This window comes from Klebsiella sp. YJ (genome assembly GCF_002108615.1).
Taxonomy (GTDB): Bacteria; Pseudomonadota; Gammaproteobacteria; order Enterobacterales; family Enterobacteriaceae; genus Klebsiella; species Klebsiella planticola.
On the sequence record NZ_MTEG01000013.1, the window covers coordinates 120,056 to 135,444 of the forward strand.

A 15,389-nucleotide genomic window follows, 5' to 3' on the forward strand; every position below is an offset into this window, starting at 1 on the left:
TATGAAAGGACAACACCGTCTGGATAAAATAGTGGCGTATCTGAAAAACCATACGCTGGTTACGGTAGAGCAACTGGTTGAGGCGGTGGATGCATCCCCGGCCACTATCCGACGTGACTTGATCAAACTGGATGAACAGGGCGTTATCAGTCGAAGCCATGGCGGCGTAGCGTTACGCCGCTTTGAACCTGTACAGCCCACTACGAATGAAAAGCAGCTGCGATCGCCTGCCGAAAAAAGAGCCATTGCGCGCTATGCTGCCTCTCTGGTACATCCTGGGGATGCGGTGGTTCTGGATGCCGGGACGACCATGCTGGAGCTGGCAAAGTGCTTAACCCATCTGCCGCTGCGGGTTATAACCGTCGACTTGCATATTGCCCTGTTTTTATCCGAATTCAGGCAAATTGAAGTGACCATCGTCGGCGGACGAATTGATGACAGCAGTCAGTCTTGCATTGGTGAGTATGGCCGCAAAATGTTGCGTAGCGTTTTCCCGACTATTGCCTTTATGAGCTGTAACTCATGGAGTGCGGAAACCGGAGTGACTACACCGACGGAAGAGAAGGCTGGATTGAAGCAGGAAATCATTGCCAACGCCCAGCGTAAAGTGTTGCTGGCCGACAGCAGCAAGTATGGCGCACATTCATTATTTACCGTGGCGCCGCTTGCCGGTTTTAGCGAAGTGGTGACCGACGTTAATCTCTCGCAGGCGGTTCAGAACACGCTCAAAGAGCAGAACGTTACCCTCAAACTGGTTCAGCCCGAGTAACGGCGCCCGCAGGCGCCGTCAGATGTTCAGATGGAAGGGATATTTCTGGCGTAGTAAATTTCCCGCATCTCTTTCCACAGGAGGTCGGTGATGGACTTGCGCTCTGCGGCGCTGAGATCTTCGGGTCTGGTGTGGAACATGTAGTGCTTCAGATCGAACTCTTTCAGCAGCATCTTGGTGTGGAAGATATTTTCCTGGTAGACATTGACGTCCACCATGTCATACAGCGCTTTCATGTCCTCGGACATAAAGTTCTGAATTGAATTGATTTCATGGTCAATGAAGTGCTTCATACCATTGATATCACGGGTAAAACCGCGGACGCGATAATCAATAGTGACAATGTCAGATTCCAGCTGGTGGATAAGATAATTCAACGCGTTAAGCGGTGAGATAACCCCACAGGTGGAGACTTCGATGTCGGCACGGAAGGTGCACAGTCCGCCTTCCGGATGGCTTTCCGGGTAGGTATGCACGCAGATATGGCTTTTGTCGAGATGGGCGACGACGGCTTCCGGGAGCGGGCCCGGGTGTTCGGTCTGGTCGATAAGCTGTGGGTCAACGGGTTCTTCACTGACCAGAATCGTCACGCTGGCGCCCTGAGGTTCATAATCCTGGCGAGCAATGTTCAGAATGTTGGCGCCGATGATTGAGCAGGTCTCTGACAAAATCTCGGTCAGACGGTTGGCGTTATAGAGTTCATCGATATAGGCGATGTAGCCATCGCGCTCCTCTGCCGTTTTGACATAGCAGATATCGTAAATACAAAAACTCAGGCTCTTGGTCAGGTTGTTAAAGCCATGCAGCTTCAGTTTTTTCAATTTAGTTCACCCCCTTACTGAAGATCGCTGGCGGACAGCGCATCCTGTAAATATTGCGGTAGGGCAAATGCCGCCTTGTGAATAGCCGGATTATAGTAACGGCACTTCAGGTTCGCTTTGTGAAAACGCGCCTGGATAATTTCATTGGACAGGTCGCGCAGGGCATCATTATCGGTCGCCCACGCGAAGGTCATAATGCCGCCATAATAGGTCGGAATCGCGGCCTGGTAGAAGCTGACATCGCTGAAATAGTGGCCGAGCTTGCGGTGGCTGTCGATCGCTTCATCCTGCTGCAGAAAGCAGACCCCGTTTTGGGCCACAAAAATGCCGCCGGGATTCAGGCAGCGTTTGCAGCCTTCGTAAAAGGCCGAGGTGAACAGGCTCTCGCCGGGACCAATAGGGTCGGTGCAGTCGGAGATGATCACATCAAACGTTTGCGTCGTCTGGTTAACAAAATTGACGCCATCGTCAATCACCAGCGTAAAGCGCGGATCGTCATAGGCGCCGGCGTTGTGATTTGGCAGATACTGGCGGCAGAATGAGACCACGCCAGCGTCGATTTCGACCATGGTGATGGTTTCGATGGTGCGGTGACGAGAGACTTCTCGCAGCATCGCGCCGTCGCCGCCGCCGATAATCAGCACATGTTTCGCCTGGCCGTGGGCCATCAGAGGCACATGGGTCATCATCTCATGATAGATAAACTCATCGCGTTCGGTGGTTTGGACCACGCCGTCCAGCGCCATCACGCGGCCAAAGGCGGCGTTCTCAAAAATGATCAAATCCTGGTGATCGGTCTTTTCGTGATACAGCACATTATCAACCGCAAAATACTGACCAAAATGGTCGTGCAGCGTTTCATGCCACAGATTGTTATCAGCCACGGGCGGATTCCTCCATTGTGAACGTCCGGTTCACTCGAAAAAACGAGCGCAACATCATAGCCAACTATAGATGATGATGCACGGTGGATATTTCAGCAATTCGCATGGCGCAGGGCTGAATGGCAGGAATATTGCCGGGCTGCGGGATGGGGAGACCAGGCCACCTTGTACAGGCGGCGGGATGGCGTCCGGGCCGGCGGGTGGACTATTTAACGTAAGCGAGCAGGCTCAGCGAATCGCGGGCCAGCGCTTTGCATTTTTTGGTCGTGGGGATTTTGATACCGCTGAGATCGCGGTAGCTGTCTTCACCGAGCGCCTTCATATTGAAGCTGTCGTAGTTGCTCAGATCCCATTGGTTCTGTTGAGCAAAAAAGACCAGCGCGCGACGAATTTGAGTATTCGGCAGATTCTGGTAACCGCAGTCGTTTTTCAGGAAGACAAATACCGCCGTTAAATCAGCCATATCTTCCGCTTCGGACTCGCTTAACGCATAGCTATTGGCGGACAGAGCAAGCAGGCTGCCGAGCACTATTGTTCTGAAAAGCGTCTTCATTTTCTCTACCATTGAATCACGGACGCTCAAAGTTAGCATACTTCTTTACACTACGTAGAGCTTTATTCTTACTCTTCTGCTTGACCTTCCTGTTGGTGGAAGGTTTAAGCTCAAAAGTTCACCAGCAGAATAAAAAGGATGTGAAAATGCAACGTCGTGAATTTATCAAATTAACCGCGGCGGCCGGCGTATTCAGCGCGCTGCCGCTCTGGAGCCGTTCGGTTTTCGCCGCCAGCCGTCCGGCCCTGCCGGTGCCCGATCTTCTGACCGCCGACGCACGTAATCGCATCACATTAACCATCCAGACCGGAAAAACTCAGTTTGGTCCGCATCAGGCGACCACCTGGGGTTATAACGGAAATCTGCTGGGGCCGGCGCTGAAGCTCAAAAAAGGGGAGGCGGTGACCGTGGATATTCACAACCGCCTGGCCGAAGAGACGACCGTACACTGGCATGGGCTGGAGGTGCCGGGTGAGGTCGACGGCGGTCCGCAGGGGATCATTGCGCCTGGCGCCTCCCGCAGCGTGAACTTTACCCCCAGCCAGCGTGCCGCGACTTGCTGGTTCCACCCGCACCAGCATGGAAAAACCGGTCGTCAGGTGGCGATGGGGCTGGCGGGACTGGTACTGATTTCTGATGAAGAAAGCGAGCAGCTGCTGTTGCCGAAGCAGTGGGGGATCGATGACGTACCGGTGATTGTGCAGGATAAGCGCTTTACCGCTGCCGGGGAGATCGATTATCAGCTCGACATCATGAGCGCGGCGGTCGGCTGGTTTGGCGATACCTTGCTGGCAAACGGGGCACTTTACCCGGAACACGCCGCGCCGCGCGGCTGGCTGCGTTTGCGTTTACTCAACGGTTGTAACGCCCGCTCGCTGAATTTTTCCACCAGCGATAACCGGCCGATGTACGTTATCGCCAGCGACGGTGGACTGCTTGCCGAGCCGGTGAAGGTGAATGAACTGCCGATGTTAATGGGCGAGCGCTTTGAAGTGCTGATCGATACCCGCGATGGTAAAGCTTTCGATCTGATCACTCTGCCGGTGAGCCAGATGGGGATGGCAATCGCGCCGTTTGATAAGCCGCAGCCGGTCTTGCGCATCCAGCCGCTGACTATCCAGGCCTCCGGCAAACTGCCGGATTCTTTGGTCAGTATGCCGGCGCTGCCGTCGCTGGAGGGGCTGACTCAGCGCACGCTCCAGCTGTCGATGGATCCGATGCTGGATATGATGGGAATGCAGGCGCTGATGCAAAAATATGGTAACCAGGCGATGTCCGGCATGAACCACGGCAGCATGATGGAGCACGGCAATATGGGCCATTCCATGATGGGCAATATGAGCGACAAGGGGCAGATGAATCATGGCGATATGGGGAACATGAACCACGGCGGCATGGGGCAGATGAACCACGGCGCTGACGGTTTCGATTTCCATAATGCTAACCGGATCAATGGCAAAGCCTTTGATATGAATCTGCCGATGTTTGCCGCAGCAAAAGGGCAATATGAGCGCTGGGTGATTTCCGGCAAAGGCGACATGATGCTGCACCCGTTCCATATTCACGGTACCCAGTTCCGTATCCTGTCGGAGAATGGCGCTGCGCCTGCCGCGCATCGTTCAGGCTGGAAAGATACCGTACGGGTTGAGGGTGGCGTCAGTGAAGTGCTGGTGAAGTTCGATCACGAGGCGTCGAAAGAGCATGCCTATATGGCGCACTGCCACCTGCTGGAACATGAAGATACCGGCATGATGCTCGGCTTTACGGTCTAGTTTTCCCCTCGCCGGGGAGATTGTGCTCGCGTAAAAAAGGCCCGGTTTTCACCGGGCCTTTTGTTTTGGTACTGCGTTTTTACTCAGGGCTTATTTCGCTTCATCAGGCAGCGCATAGGCGACGATATAGTCGCCCATCTTCGTGCCAAACGAGCCGTGGCCGCCAGCGGCAATGACCACATACTGTTTGCCATTCACTTCATAGGTCATTGGCGTAGCCTGGCCGCCTGCCGGCAGACGGGCCTGCCACAGTTTTTCACCATTACTCATGTTGTATGCGCGCAGGTAGTTATCGGCGGTAGCGCCAATAAACAGCACGTTGCCCGCGGTGGAGATTGGGCCGCCCAGCATCGGCATACCCAGGTTAAACGGCAGCTGGATCGGCATCGGGAACGGCAGGCTATCCTGCGGCGTACCGATACGTTTTTTCCATACCACTTCGTTGGTTTTCAGATCCAGCGCGGAGATGTAACCCCAGGCCGGCTGTTTGCACGGCAGGCCAAACGGCGACAGGAAGGCGTTGAGGGTCACGCCGAACGGTACGCCATACTGCGGCTGGATACCGGATTCGGTACCGGAACCTTTCGCATCTTTCGGCGGTTCCATCGGGTTGCCCGGGCCGCGCGGGATCAGTTTCGATACGAACGGCAGCGCCATCGGGTTGGCAATCGCCACCTGACGGTTCGGGTCGACGGAAATCCCGCCCCACTCAAACATCCCCAGGTTACCCGGGAAGACCAGAGTGCCCTGCTCTGACGGCGGAGTGAAGATGCCTTCATAACGCAGCTGATGGAAGATAACGCGGCACACCAGCTGATCGAACATGGTGGCGCCCCACATATCCGCGCCGGTCAAATCTTTCTTCGGACGGAAGCTCAGGTCGGAGAATGGCTGAGTTTTAGAGACATAATCGCCTTTGGCTGCGCCCTGAGGAACCGGTTTTTCCGGTGCCGGGACGACCAGTTCGCCGTTACGACGATCGAGGACGAAGATATTCCCGGTTTTGGCCGGTGCGTAGATGACCGGAACGGTTTTACCGTTAACGTCGATATCCGCCAGCGTAGGCTGAGACGGCATATCCATGTCCCACAGATCGTGGTGAACGGTCTGATAGCTCCATACCAGTTTACCGGTGGTGGCGTTCAGCGCCACGATCGAGCTGGCGTAGCGTTCCTGTTCCGGCGTGCGGTTGCCGCCCCAGATATCCGGAGTGGTCACGCCCATCGGCAGGTACACGAGGTCCAGCTTCGCATCATAGGCCGCCGGCGCCCAGGAGTTAGGGGAGTTCAGCGTGAAGTGATGTTCATCGTCCGGAATGGCGTTCGGATCTTTCGCGCCCGGATCGAACACCCACAGCAGTTTACCGGTGTTGACATCAAAACCACGAATGACGCCTGACGGCTCGCGGGTAGAGAAGTTATCGGTGACCGCCCCGGCGATGATAATGGTGGTGTCGGTAATAATCGGCGGCGATGTCGGTTCATACATCCCCGGCGTGGTAACCGGCATATTGGTCTGCAGATTGAGAATCCCTTTGTTGGCAAAGGATTCGCACAGCTGGCCGTTGTCGGCATTAATGGCGAACAGGCGGCCATCGTTGACCGGCAGAATAATCCGGCGCGGGCAGTTGGCGACGACGTCAGCCGGCGCATTATCCGCTTTCGCTTCGTGGTAAGAGACGCCGCGGCAGGTGACGTGCTGGAAGGACGGATCCGCATTCAGCTGTGGGTCAAAGTGCCATTTTTCTTTCCCGGTAGCCGCATCAAGGGCGAACAGACGCTGGTGGGCGGTACACAGGTACAGCATATTGCCGACTTTAATCGGCGTCACTTCGTTGGTGATTTCACCCGGATCGTTCGGCTGCTTCAGGTCGCCGGTGCGGAACACCCAGGCTTCCTTCAGGTTTTTCACGTTATCGGCATTGATTTGCTTCAGCGGTGAATAACGTTGGCCTTCCTGGTTACGGCCGTACGCCGGCCAGTCGCCATCGGCTACCGCGGAGATCGGCGCCGCCGGCGTCGCATCGGCATTCAGGGTACCGTTCACTTCCTGCGGGTCATGAAAACCGGCCCAGGTCAGGATACCGCCGCTGATCAGCAGGGCAACGACCAGACCGGCGACCGCGCCGCCCGATGGGATCGGCAGACGACGCCAGACAAAAGGCAAAATGAGCCAGATGCCGAAGAAGACCAGAATATCGCTACGCGGCGTCAGCGCCCAGAAGTCAAAGCCGACTTCCCAGACGCCCCAGATCATGGTGGCGAGCAGCAGTGCGGCATAGAGCCACAGCGCTGAACGTTTGCCGCGCCACAACATCACGGTGACGCCCAGCATGACCAGGCCCGCAATAGGGTAATACCAGGAGCCGCCAATGGCTGCCAGCCATACCCCACCAATAAGAAGATACAGGCCGCAGAACGCTGCAAAGAGAGCTGTCAGCGTCACGAGAAGCCGTGATTGTTGAGACTTTGTTTCTGCCATAGAAAGACACTCGGTTGTTTGTTAATTTTTTAATTGCAATTAATTATAGGATTTAACAAGTGTGATCGGAATCACAAAATGGGCTTTATTATTCCCTGCATCGCATATTTCTTTTTACTGGTATACTGCATAGCTTGCCGGTCAATGTCGGTGCATTCGCAGCGGTGTTGATGATTTATCTTAAGAATCAAATGGTTAGTTTAATGAAACATACTGTAGAAGTGATGATCCCGGAAGCCGAGATCAAAGCGCGTATCGCCGAACTGGGTCGTCAAATCAACGAATGCTACAAAGACAGCGGCAGCGAAATGGTGCTGGTGGGGCTGCTGCGCGGCTCATTTATGTTTATGGCCGATCTGTGTCGTGAAGTGCAGGTGCCGCATGAAGTCGATTTTATGACCGCCTCCAGCTACGGCAGCGGCATGTCGACGACCCGTGACGTTAAAATCCTCAAAGATCTGGATGAAGACATTCGCGGTAAAGACGTCTTGATTGTGGAAGACATTATCGATTCCGGCAACACGCTGTCTAAAGTGCGTGAAATTCTCAGCCTGCGTGAGCCGAAATCTCTGGCGATTTGTACGCTGCTGGACAAGCCGAGCCGTCGTGAAGTGAACGTGCCGGTAGAGTTTGTTGGCTTTGCTATCCCGGATGAGTTCGTGGTCGGCTACGGCATTGATTACGCTCAGCGCTATCGCCATCTGCCGTACGTCGGCAAAGTGGTGCTGCTGGACGAGTAAGGTTTTATGCAACCCCGGACGATGGCGCACTGCGCTGCCGGGGTTTTCTGAAGCGGGCGGGTTACTTGTGGTTGATGTGTTTGCTCTTGAGGTTGGAAATTCCCTGACGGTAGCGCTGTTCAAGGGTTTCGCGGCTGACGGCAGTCACATCAAGATCGCGTAACAGCCCGTCATGGATACCGTAGGCCCAGCCGTGGATGGTGACCTTCTGCCCCCGCTTCCACGCCGACTGCATAATGGTCGAGTGGCCCAGGTTATAAACCTGCTCCATCACGTTCAGTTCACATAACGTATCCAGCCGGCGCTCTTCGGGCATTTCGCCCAGCAGCGAGCTGTGTTTGAACCAGATATCGCGAATATGCAGCAGCCAGTTGTCGATAAGCCCCAGCTCGGTGTTTTCGACCGCCGCCTGCACGCCGCCGCAGCCGTAGTGGCCGCAGATGATGATATGCTCGACTTCCAGCACGTCGACGGCATACTGCACCACGGAAAGACAGTTCAGGTCGGTATGAATCACCAGATTGGCTACGTTACGATGGACAAACAGTTCACCGGGCTCAAGGCCGGTTAAGCGTTCCGCAGGAACACGGCTATCAGAACATCCAATCCACAGAAAGCGTGGCTTCTGCGCTTGCGACAATGTCGCGAAAAAGCCGGGGTCTTCTTCCACCAGCATTTTTGACCATAGTGCATTATTGCTGATGAGTGTATCTATATCATTCATGGACGTTTACGGCCTGTAACCAAGTAAGTGCGTTGGGCTAATATAGGTTAACCTCACTTTATTTAAAACAACCCATCGCGTGTCATGACACGAGAAGAGATATTTAATGACCATTGCTCTGGAATTAAAACAGCTCACCAAGACCTACCCCGGTGGGGTTCAGGCGCTTCGGGGAATCGATCTGCAGGTGGAAGCAGGGGACTTTTATGCGCTGCTCGGCCCTAATGGGGCGGGGAAATCCACCACGATTGGCATTATCAGTTCGCTGGTAAATAAAACCTCCGGCGAGGTCAACGTCTTTGGCTACGACCTGCAAAAGGACGTGGTAAATGCCAAGCGTCAGCTCGGACTGGTGCCGCAGGAGTTCAACTTCAACCCGTTTGAAACCGTCCAGCAGATCGTCGTTCACCAGGCCGGCTACTACGGCGTTGAGCATAAAGAAGCGCTTCTGCGCAGCGAAAAGTACTTAAAACAGCTCGATCTGTGGGAAAAGCGCAACGAACGCGCACGGATGCTCTCCGGCGGGATGAAGCGACGCCTGATGATTGCCCGCGCGTTGATGCATGAACCCAAACTGCTGATCCTTGATGAACCTACTGCGGGGGTGGATATCGAACTTCGCCGCTCGATGTGGGGTTTTCTCAAGGATTTGAACGATAAAGGCACCACCATCATCCTGACCACTCACTACCTGGAAGAGGCGGAGATGCTGTGCCGCAATATCGGGATTATTCAACGGGGAGAGCTGGTGGAAAACACCTCAATGAAGGCGCTGCTTGCCAAGTTGAAATCAGAAACGTTCATCCTCGATCTGGCGCCGAAAAGCCCGCTGCCGACGCTGGAAGGTTATCAGTATCGGCTGGTGGATACCTCCACGCTGGAAGTCGAAGTGCTGCGCGAGCAGGGGATTAACAGCGTATTTGCCCAGCTGAGTGCTCAGGGTGTTCAGGTGTTAAGTATGCGTAACAAAGCCAACCGGCTGGAAGAGCTGTTTGTCACGCTGGTGCATGACAGAAAAGGAGAATCAGCATGATGCAGCTTTATTGGGTCGCGCTGAAAAGCATCTGGGCCAAGGAAATTCACCGCTTTATGCGTATCTGGATCCAGACGCTGGTACCGCCGGTGATCACCATGACCCTCTATTTTGTCATCTTTGGCAATTTGATCGGCTCGCGGATCGGTGAAATGCATGGCTTTACCTATATGCAGTTTATTGTGCCGGGTCTGATCATGATGGCGGTGATCACCAACGCCTACGCCAACGTGGCCTCCTCGTTCTTCAGCGCGAAATTTCAGCGCAATATCGAAGAGCTGCTGGTGGCACCGGTGCCGACGCACGTGGTTATCGCCGGCTATGTTGGCGGCGGGGTCGCGCGCGGGCTGTGCGTAGGGATTCTGGTTACCGCGATATCGTTATTCTTCGTGCCGTTCCAGGTGCATTCCTGGCTATTCGTTGGACTGACGCTGATTCTGACCGCGGTCCTCTTCTCGCTGGCGGGTTTGCTGAACGCGGTTTTTGCCAAGACCTTTGATGATATCAGCCTGATCCCCACCTTCGTGCTGACGCCGCTGACTTACCTCGGCGGGGTGTTTTACTCCCTGACCCTGCTGCCGCCATTCTGGCAGGCGCTGTCGCACCTCAACCCGATTGTTTACATGATCAGCGGCTTCCGCTACGGATTCCTCGGCATCAACGATGTTCCGCTGGTTACGACCTTTGGCGTACTGGTGGTCTTTATTGTTCTGTTCTACGCGCTGTGCTGGTATCTGATCCAGCGTGGACGCGGTCTGCGCAGCTAACCGCGCGTCGGCAAATAGCGTCTGGCCTGAAGACCAGGCGCTATTTGCTAATCTTGACTGCCATCACTCATCTGCCTTATCCCCTTTGTTACAGTGTTTCTCTGCTAAGGAGGCTGTCTATGTTGGGTTGGGTGATTACCTGTCATGATGAGAAAGCGGAGGAGCTGCTGGATCGTCTGGAAAAAAAGTTTGGCCCGCTGGCGCAATGCCGGGCGGTAAATTACTGGCGTAACCTTAGCAGCAATATGTTGAGCCGGATGATGTGCGATGCGCTGCACGCCACGGACAGCGGCGATGGCGTGATTTTTTTGACCGACCACACCGGGGCACCTCCCTATCGCGTGGCGGCCCTGATGAGCCATAAACATACCCATTGTGAAGTGATCTCTGGTATCAGCTATCCATTACTTGAGCGGATGTATCTTCTGCGCGACACCCTGAGCAGCGAAGCGTTTCGCGACGCGATCGTGAGCAGCGGAGGCCCGGTCGTCAGCAGCCTCTGGCACCAACAGCAAAAAAATCCGCCTTTCCGCCTGCGCCATGATGCGTTCGGCAATTAAGCATTGGTATTGATGCCGCTTTTGTTACAATGGCGGCTGATTTCTCTAGCGGTCCGACCTGCATGTTTGCCCGAATTGTTGCCCTGTTCCTTTTGCTGACATCGCTCAGCGCTTCAGCCAGCCTGCTTAGCCAGCAGGGCACTCCCGCCCGCTATATGCAGACGACGGAAGATGCGGTTATCTGGGCGCAGGTCGGGAATGACGTGGTGAGCGTGGGGAACATTCGGGGCGGGCAAATTATCGCCGTGGTGCCGACGTCCGCCGATTATTACGAATTCAGCTTCGGTTTCGGCACCGGCTTTATCGATAAAGGCCACCTCGAACCGGTGCAGGGCAAGCAGCGGGTTGAAGACAACCTCGGCGATTTGCATAAACCGCTGAGTAACCAGAACCTGCTCACCTGGAAAGATACGCCGGTGTACGATGCGCCTTCCGTCGGCAGCGCGCCGTTTGGCACCCTGGCGAATAATCTGCGCTATCCCATTATCAGCAAGCTGAAAGACCGTCTCAACCAGACCTGGTTTCAAATTCGCATGGGTAACCGGCTGGCATGGGTCAGTAGCCTGGATGCTCAGGAAGATCGCGGTATCCCGATGCTGACCTACCATCACATTCTGCGCGATGAAGAGAACACCCGTTTTCGCCACACCTCTACCACGACTTCGGTACGCGCCTTCAGCAACCAGATGACCTGGCTCCGCGATCGGGGCTACACCACGCTGACGATGTATCAGCTGGAAGGCTATCTGCGTAATAAAATCAATCTGCCGGCCCGCTCGGTGGTGATTACCTTTGACGATGGTCTGAAGTCGGTTAACCGCTACGCGTACCCGATACTGAAGCAGTATGGCTTTCACGCGACGGCATTTATTATCTCATCGCGTATCAAACGTCACCCGCAGAAGTGGGAGCCGAAATCGCTGCAGTTTATGAGCGTTTCCGAGCTCAAGCAGATTCAGGACGTTTTTGATATACAGTCCCATACGCACTTCCTGCACCGGGTTGATGCCCAGCATCATCCGATTCTGTTAAGCCGCAGCTACCATAATGTGCTGTTCGATTTTGAGCGTTCGCGACGCGCGCTGGCCCAGTTTAATCCGCACGTGCTGTATCTCTCTTATCCGTTTGGCGGCTATAACGCGACGGCGGTCAGGGCGGCGAACGACGCCGGTTTTCATATGGCGGTGACCACGGTGAGAGGCAAGGTGAAGCCGGGCGATAACCCGTTCTTACTGAAAAGACTCTATATTCTGCGGACCGATTCGCTGGAGACGATGTCACGGCTGATCAGCAACCAACCGCAGGGATAAATGGTGGCTGGTCCGGGGCTGAAAACTCGTACGGTAGCGGAAAATGCAGGCGCAAAGTTCTGGCTGCACGTACTCACGGAGCGGCAAAATAGCGCTAAGAATAAGATTCCATTGCCGGTGATGTGATATCAGATACCCTACAGGTGAGTTTCTGAGCAGGCTCTTTATTATATCATGCCATTAATAATCTTATTTATTTTTAGAATTTATTCGATAGCATAAAGTCCATCTTTTATTTATGGTTATTCGATCTAATCATAGAAAAAGGATGTGCAGAATGGCAATTCCGGCTTATTTATGGATGAAAGATGATGGCGGTGCTGATATCAAAGGCGCGGTTGATGTTCAGGATCGTGAGGGGAGTATTGAAGTTCTCGGTTTTAGTCATGGTTTACATCTTCCCACCGATAACAGCACCGGTAAGATTTCGGGGACACGTTTACATTCACCATTAATATTTCAAAAAGAGTTTGATTCATCAAGTCCATATATTTATAAAGCCGTAGCAAAGGGGCAAACGCTGAAAAGCGTAGAAGTTAAATGGTATAAAATTAACGACTGTGGACAGGAACAAGAATACTTTAATATGTTACTTGAGAACGTTAAGGTCATCTCTATTTGCCCAATGATGCATGATTGTAAAAATCCGGCAACTGAAAAATATAATCACCTGGAAGCAGTTTCATTACGTTATGAAAAAATTACATGGAAACATTGTGATGGCAACATTCTCTTTTCTGACGCATGGAATGAGCGATGATTCGATGTACTTTCTGTCTCAACGGAAATCAGCTAAGTAACCTGAGTTGCCCGGGAATCGGTTTTTTCCCTGCCTATTCGGGTACCGGAACATCACGTAACGATCCTGATGCGGTGGCTGTACCCTCTATTGGACCATTACCGACTGGCCTGTACTATATCGTTACGCGTGGTACCGGAGGGTTGCTTACGGCGTTAACTGATCCCATAGCGTCATTTATTTCTGGCTCGGAGCGGTCGATATGGTTTGCCCTGTATCGACATGATTCACAGATAGATGATCTAACATGGGTGGGAGAAGTACAGAGGGGACATTTTAGACTTCATCCAGCAGGTTATAAGGGAGTTAGTGAAGGTTGTATTACTCTACCCCGACTATCTGATTTTATGTTGTTACGTGCTGCATTACTTAATACGCCCACAATACAGGTAACAGCGTCATTAACTGCCTTCGGGACCGTACAGGTGTACTAATGAAACCGATACAATACGCGCTATTATGGATTGGCGAAGCATTACTATATACAGTAGTGTTCGTACTGATGTTTTTATTTATGCCGGAAGTCAAAACCTACTATCTGATCAGACGCTATACAGAAGTTATACCTGGTGATATATGGGATAAGTATTACTTTCTGTCGCTTTGTATTGCTTCACTGTTCATCGTGGCAATAGTGGTTTATATAACGGCTGCGATTAAAAGACGTTTATCTTGAGTATTCTGTTATAAATAAACGGTGCCCCGTCTGGGCGGCGCACCGTCAGCGATTGGCTATCAGGCAACCTGTACCGGAATGGCTTTTGCCTGGCGCTTCATTTCGTTGTCGCCTTCGAAATAGGCCACTTTCGGCTGCCAGCGGCGGGCTTCTTCATCAGGCATGGTGACGAAGCTGGCAATAATCAGAATGTCACCCACGCTGGCACAGTGCGCGGCAGCGCCATTCACCGAAATGATTCGCGAGCCACGTTCGGCGGCAATGGCATAGGTGGAGAAACGGTTGCCGTTAGTCACGTTCCAGATGTGGATCGCTTCGTTTTCAAGAATACCGGACGCATCCAGAAAATCCTGGTCAATGGCGCAGGAACCTTCATAGTGCAGGTCGGCCTGCGTGACTTTAACGCGGTGGAGTTTGCCCTGCAGCATATTACGAATCATGATGTCTACCTTTCTTCCCGTCCTGCTTCAGAGTGCAGGGGCGTGGCGGGCGAGCGACTTTCCCCTGATGGGGGACGGTAGTGCTCTTGCCTGCCGCCGGTCTGCAAGCGGATTAGTCAGGGTCTATACCTTAAATGATACGAAGCGGACATGACATCCGCTTTGAGTAAATGTCCGGCAATATTGCCAGATTTTTAACCCTTGTCTACTGACCCAGTTCGACGATTTGGTTATCGATCAACCGCGCCTGTCCCAGCCATGCGGCCATCAGGATCACCGCACGTTGACTGGTTTCCGTCAGCTCCAGCAGCGTATCCGCATCCCGGATCTGGATATCGTCGGCGCGGAAGCCTTTCTCGTTCAGCTCCTGCCCGGCAAGGGTAATGATTTCATCCAGGTTACGTTCACCGGCGGCAAGCTTATCGGCGACGGCGCTCAGCACTTTGTACAGGCCGGGCGCAATTTTACGCTGCTCTGCGGTGAGGTAGCCGTTGCGTGAGCTCAGCGCCAAACCATCTTTAGCACGAATAATCGGCACGCCGATTATCTCAATATCGTAACCCATGTCGGCGACCATTTTACGAATCAGCGCCAGCTGCTGGAAGTCCTTCTCGCCAAAGCAGGCGACATCCGGCTGAACCAGGTTAAACAGCTTGCTGACGATGGTCGATACGCCGCGGAAGTGGCCTGGACGACTGGCACCCTCAAGCATGGTCGACAGCCCCGGTACATCCACACAGGTCTGGTTTTCGGTACCGTGCGGATAGATCTCTGCCGGCGCGGGAGCGAAAACAAAATCCACCTTACGTTTGTTCAGCTTTTCGCAATCATCCTGCAGCGTACGCGGATAGCGCGACAGATCGTCAGGACGATCGAACTGCATCGGGTTGACGAAAATACTGACCACCACGACATCGGCGCTGGCTTTTGCGGTATCCACCAGCTGCATATGACCGTCGTGCAGGTTGCCCATAGTGGGAACCAGCGCGATACGCTTACCTTCCTGGCGCAAACGGCGGATATGTTGGCGCAGCAGCGGCAGGGATTCAATAATCAGCAC

General features: G+C 53.6%; 17 protein-coding genes. 10 read left to right on the plus strand and 7 right to left on the minus strand.

The annotated features are described in order from the left end of the window. Window position 1: 1 nt before the first annotated feature. Window positions 2–769, plus strand: coding sequence for a DeoR/GlpR family DNA-binding transcription regulator (locus BV390_RS15110; RefSeq protein ID WP_032697270.1), 768 nt, complete (start codon window positions 2–4; stop codon window positions 767–769). A gap of 26 nt (window positions 770–795) precedes the next feature. Here BV390_RS15110 and speD read toward each other — a convergent pair whose 3' ends face one another. From speD to BV390_RS15125, 3 genes are all read right to left on the minus strand, one after another. Next, window positions 796–1,590 (minus strand): adenosylmethionine decarboxylase, encoded by a 795-nt coding sequence (speD, locus tag BV390_RS15115; protein WP_032689455.1) that lies wholly within the window; start codon window positions 1,588–1,590, stop codon window positions 796–798. Between the two features lie 14 nt (window positions 1,591–1,604). Then, window positions 1,605–2,474 carry a polyamine aminopropyltransferase gene (speE, locus tag BV390_RS15120; RefSeq protein WP_032689454.1) on the minus strand — a complete coding sequence of 290 codons (870 nt, stop codon included), beginning with the start codon at window positions 2,472–2,474 and terminating at the stop codon, window positions 1,605–1,607. A gap of 205 nt (window positions 2,475–2,679) precedes the next feature. Next, window positions 2,680–3,027, minus strand: coding sequence for a YacC family pilotin-like protein (locus BV390_RS15125; protein ID WP_015585138.1), 348 nt, complete (start codon window positions 3,025–3,027; stop codon window positions 2,680–2,682). A gap of 146 nt (window positions 3,028–3,173) precedes the next feature. Here BV390_RS15125 and cueO point away from each other — a divergent pair, with 146 nt between their 5' ends. Then, complete coding sequence (cueO, locus tag BV390_RS15130; protein ID WP_085397072.1) at window positions 3,174–4,799, plus strand: multicopper oxidase CueO; 1,626 nt, start codon at window positions 3,174–3,176, stop codon at window positions 4,797–4,799. A gap of 90 nt (window positions 4,800–4,889) precedes the next feature. Here the strand turns inward: cueO and BV390_RS15135 are convergent, their stop codons facing one another. Beyond that, on the minus strand, window positions 4,890–7,280 hold the full coding sequence (locus BV390_RS15135) for a glucose/quinate/shikimate family membrane-bound PQQ-dependent dehydrogenase (RefSeq protein ID WP_032689452.1): 2,391 nt from the start codon (window positions 7,278–7,280) through the stop codon (window positions 4,890–4,892). A gap of 203 nt (window positions 7,281–7,483) precedes the next feature. On the opposite strand from BV390_RS15135, the gene hpt reads away from it, so the two are divergent. After that, window positions 7,484–8,020, plus strand: a complete 537-nt coding sequence (hpt, locus tag BV390_RS15140) for a hypoxanthine phosphoribosyltransferase (RefSeq protein ID WP_015585135.1) — start codon at window positions 7,484–7,486, stop codon at window positions 8,018–8,020. A gap of 61 nt (window positions 8,021–8,081) precedes the next feature. Here the strand turns inward: hpt and can are convergent, their stop codons facing one another. Further along, window positions 8,082–8,744 carry a carbonate dehydratase gene (gene can, locus BV390_RS15145; RefSeq protein WP_032689451.1) on the minus strand — a complete coding sequence of 221 codons (663 nt, stop codon included), beginning with the start codon at window positions 8,742–8,744 and terminating at the stop codon, window positions 8,082–8,084. Window positions 8,745–8,850: 106 nt separating this feature from the next. Here can and BV390_RS15150 point away from each other — a divergent pair, with 106 nt between their 5' ends. From BV390_RS15150 to BV390_RS15180, 7 genes are all read left to right on the plus strand, one after another. Continuing rightward, entirely contained in the window at window positions 8,851–9,777 is a 927-nt protein-coding gene (locus BV390_RS15150; RefSeq protein WP_004857993.1) for an ABC transporter ATP-binding protein, read from the plus strand. Next, window positions 9,774–10,544, plus strand: a complete 771-nt coding sequence (locus BV390_RS15155) for an ABC transporter permease (RefSeq protein ID WP_032689450.1) — start codon at window positions 9,774–9,776, stop codon at window positions 10,542–10,544. The genes BV390_RS15150 and BV390_RS15155 overlap by 4 nt, the downstream gene beginning before the upstream one ends. Before the next feature lie 119 nt (window positions 10,545–10,663). Then, complete coding sequence (locus tag BV390_RS15160) at window positions 10,664–11,104, plus strand: PTS sugar transporter subunit IIA (RefSeq protein WP_032697273.1); 441 nt, start codon at window positions 10,664–10,666, stop codon at window positions 11,102–11,104. Between the two features lie 62 nt (window positions 11,105–11,166). Then, window positions 11,167–12,414, plus strand: coding sequence for a polysaccharide deacetylase family protein (locus BV390_RS15165; protein ID WP_032689569.1), 1,248 nt, complete (start codon window positions 11,167–11,169; stop codon window positions 12,412–12,414). Between the two features lie 277 nt (window positions 12,415–12,691). Continuing rightward, window positions 12,692–13,174, plus strand: coding sequence for an Hcp family type VI secretion system effector (locus BV390_RS15170; protein ID WP_032697274.1), 483 nt, complete (start codon window positions 12,692–12,694; stop codon window positions 13,172–13,174). Continuing rightward, window positions 13,171–13,647, plus strand: coding sequence for a DUF2778 domain-containing protein (locus BV390_RS15175; protein ID WP_074399006.1), 477 nt, complete (start codon window positions 13,171–13,173; stop codon window positions 13,645–13,647). Before BV390_RS15170 ends, BV390_RS15175 begins: the two co-directional genes overlap by 4 nt. Then, complete coding sequence (locus tag BV390_RS15180) at window positions 13,647–13,889, plus strand: hypothetical protein (protein WP_047664052.1); 243 nt, start codon at window positions 13,647–13,649, stop codon at window positions 13,887–13,889. Before BV390_RS15175 ends, BV390_RS15180 begins: the two co-directional genes overlap by 1 nt. Window positions 13,890–13,948: 59 nt before the next feature. Here the strand turns inward: BV390_RS15180 and panD are convergent, their stop codons facing one another. Then, on the minus strand, window positions 13,949–14,329 hold the full coding sequence (gene panD / locus BV390_RS15185) for an aspartate 1-decarboxylase (protein WP_004858002.1): 381 nt from the start codon (window positions 14,327–14,329) through the stop codon (window positions 13,949–13,951). 205 nt (window positions 14,330–14,534) lie between these two features. After that, a complete protein-coding gene (gene panC / locus BV390_RS15190; protein WP_032689446.1) occupies window positions 14,535–15,389 on the minus strand; it encodes a pantoate--beta-alanine ligase in 855 nt (284 codons plus the stop codon).

Coding starts and splice junctions, on each gene's coding strand:
- BV390_RS15110 (WP_032697270.1), top strand. CDS start 2: ATGAAAGGACAACACCGTCTGGATAAAATAGTGGCGTATCTGAAAAAC.
- BV390_RS15125 (WP_015585138.1), bottom strand. CDS start 3,027: ATGAAGACGCTTTTCAGAACAATAGTGCTCGGCAGCCTGCTTGCTCTG.
- cueO (WP_085397072.1), top strand. CDS start 3,174: ATGCAACGTCGTGAATTTATCAAATTAACCGCGGCGGCCGGCGTATTC.
- BV390_RS15135 (WP_032689452.1), bottom strand. CDS start 7,280: ATGGCAGAAACAAAGTCTCAACAATCACGGCTTCTCGTGACGCTGACA.
- hpt (WP_015585135.1), top strand. CDS start 7,484: ATGAAACATACTGTAGAAGTGATGATCCCGGAAGCCGAGATCAAAGCG.
- can (WP_032689451.1), bottom strand. CDS start 8,744: ATGAATGATATAGATACACTCATCAGCAATAATGCACTATGGTCAAAA.
- BV390_RS15150 (WP_004857993.1), top strand. CDS start 8,851: ATGACCATTGCTCTGGAATTAAAACAGCTCACCAAGACCTACCCCGGT.
- BV390_RS15155 (WP_032689450.1), top strand. CDS start 9,774: ATGATGCAGCTTTATTGGGTCGCGCTGAAAAGCATCTGGGCCAAGGAA.
- BV390_RS15160 (WP_032697273.1), top strand. CDS start 10,664: ATGTTGGGTTGGGTGATTACCTGTCATGATGAGAAAGCGGAGGAGCTG.
- BV390_RS15165 (WP_032689569.1), top strand. CDS start 11,167: ATGTTTGCCCGAATTGTTGCCCTGTTCCTTTTGCTGACATCGCTCAGC.
- BV390_RS15170 (WP_032697274.1), top strand. CDS start 12,692: ATGGCAATTCCGGCTTATTTATGGATGAAAGATGATGGCGGTGCTGAT.
- BV390_RS15175 (WP_074399006.1), top strand. CDS start 13,171: ATGATTCGATGTACTTTCTGTCTCAACGGAAATCAGCTAAGTAACCTG.
- BV390_RS15180 (WP_047664052.1), top strand. CDS start 13,647: ATGAAACCGATACAATACGCGCTATTATGGATTGGCGAAGCATTACTA.
- panD (WP_004858002.1), bottom strand. CDS start 14,329: ATGATTCGTAATATGCTGCAGGGCAAACTCCACCGCGTTAAAGTCACG.